The following is a 2226-nucleotide window of genomic DNA, read 5'->3' as shown; positions in this document are numbered from 1 at the left end:
ACGCCAACATCGCCCGAACACGGTTCACTTCGTGTGCGTCCACACATTCAACATGCTCGTGATCAGCGCCGATCGGAAGACCTAACGGAGTCCTACTACTGGATGCGTCGGAGTCCTACCGGCGCGCGCAGCCCAAGAGTTTCGTGTTCTTCCTGCACCCTGGCACTGACTATCTACTGAGCGTTCTCCAACCTCAGACTGGTTAAGGATGCCGATCGGTTGGCCCAGGGCTGTGATGGTACGGCCCAGACAGGGCGGTGAGTCGGCTTGACAGGAACCCGGACACGGCACGGGCCCCGATGCCGAGGGCGCGTTCGTCCGCGGCGAAGTCCGGGGCGTGGGGTGCCCCGTTGATGCCGGCTTCCTGGTTTGCGACGCCAAGGAAGAACATCGCTCCGGGCACGTCCCTCAGGAAGAGTGCAAAGTCCTCGCCATTGAAAGGGAACGCCGCGTGGAGCACCAGGACCGCGCCATCACCCAGGGTGTCGTGCAGATACGCTTTGGCGAACTCGACTCGTGCGCTGGTGAGGGAATCCACTGTGCTCTGCGCCGCGTTGCGGATCTCGGTGTACCGGCTGTCGGGCCAAGCACGCAGCCATACACGCACGACGGCGCCATCATCCCCTGAGGTCAGCTGAGGTTGGGCAACGACGAAGCGCGCCAGCGGGCCGTCCGGTATCTGGATGTCTTCCAGGAGCCGCCCGAACTGCTCAGGTGTCCGCGGGTACTCGACGGTCGACCAACCATCGGCCAGAGCGACCAGTCGCTTCGCGTCGGTGACGGCGTCCGGCCCGGTCAGCTCGACCTGGAAGTGATCCTGCCCTGGCAGTCCAAAGCCCGGCATGACCGCGAACGTCCCGACCGAGAACGGACCGCAGTGCAGCGCATAGACCTCCTGAGGCGAAGTGCCCTCCAGGATGCCATCCTCGATCATCGCCCGGGCGCCCTCGAGCGTCTCCTCGGCTGGCTGGAAGACGAAGACGATCCGGCCGTTCAATTGTTCTCACAGCCGCGCGAGGACCTGGGCGATGCCCACCCCGATCGCGGTGTGCATGTCGTGGCCGCACAGGTGGGCCGCTCCCGGAATGCGTGACGCGAAATCGGTGTCGAACAGTTCGTCGTCGGCGACCGCGTCCATGTCGGCTCGGTAGGCGATGGTCGGACCGGCACCCGCACCATCGAGCACCGCCACCACGCCGTGGCCGCCCACCCCGGTCGAGACAGCCAGACCTGCGGCACGCAGCCGGTCGGCGACTAAAGGGTGTTGCACAAGGCCATGATCAGGGCATTTCTCTTGTATGGGTGGGGTGTTGAGGGCTGATCCGTTGTGGGTGGAGACGTTCACCGGGCTGCGGATGGACCGGTTCGCGAAGCTGGTGAAGGTGGTGCGGGAGCGGGGCGGGAACGGGCCGGGCGGCGGTCGGCCGTGGTGCTTATCGCTGGCGGATCGGGTTCTGCTGGTGGCCGTCTACTACCGCACCAACCTCACGATGCGCCAGCTCGCCCCGCTGTTCGGCATCTCCTCGGCGACGGTCTGCCGGGTCGTCCAGCGGCTTGGCCCGCTGCTTGCCCTGGAGCCGGCGCCACGGCCGACAGCGGACATCGAACGCTTGTGGATCGTTGACGGCACCCTGATCCCGGTCCGTGACCGGAAGATCGGCGCCTCCAGCCGCAACTACCGGTTCTCAGCGAACGTGCAGGTCATCATCGACGCCGACACGCGCCTGGTCATCGCCTCGGCCCGGCCCGCGCCGGGCAACAAGGCCGACGCCCACGTCTCGCGCGAGTCGGATCTGCCGGCCGCGGCGGCCGGAACGACGGTGATCGCGGACGGCGCCTACCTGGGCACCGGGCTGATCGTCCCGCACCGCAAAAGGGCCGGCCGGCCCCTCCTGCGCGGGCAGGAGGAGGACAACGCCGAACACCGACGGGTGAGGGCCCGCGTCGAGCACACCTTCGCCCGCATGAAGAACTGGAAGATCCTCCGCGACTGCCGTCAGAAGGGCGACGGCCTCCACCACGCCGTGCAGGCCGTCGCCACCATGCACAACCTCGCCCTCGCCGGGTGAAACACCAGGTCAAGCACCACTCCGACCTGCCCGAGAAGGACCTTGTGCAACACCCTTAGGGTCAATGCCGTTGCTTTACGGGTCTGGGGCGGGTGGTTGGGGTCGTTTGATGTGGATGGCTTGGGTGCCGGCGTGGGTGGGTTGGGGCCAGGTCTGG

General features: G+C 66.8%; 1 protein-coding gene and 1 pseudogene. One reads left to right on the top strand and one right to left on the bottom strand.

Annotation, left to right across the window (positions count from 1 at the left end):
- Window positions 1–202: 202 nt before the first annotated feature.
- Window positions 203–1138: pseudogene (locus ACFWBT_RS42710) on the bottom strand (M20/M25/M40 family metallo-hydrolase).
- A gap of 160 nt (window positions 1139–1298) precedes the next feature.
- On the opposite strand from ACFWBT_RS42710, the gene ACFWBT_RS42705 reads away from it, so the two are divergent.
- The gene (locus ACFWBT_RS42705) at window positions 1299–2069 is read left to right on the top strand and encodes a transposase (protein ID WP_385710157.1); all 771 of its coding nucleotides are present in this window, start codon (window positions 1299–1301) and stop codon (window positions 2067–2069) included.
- Window positions 2070–2226: the final 157 nt, after the last annotated feature.

It is taken from the genome of Streptomyces sp. NPDC060027, assembly GCF_042737005.1.
Lineage (GTDB): Bacteria > Actinomycetota > Actinomycetes > Streptomycetales > Streptomycetaceae > Streptomyces.
Note: the sequence above shows the minus strand (reverse complement) of the source record. Positions and strands in the feature narration are given on the sequence as shown.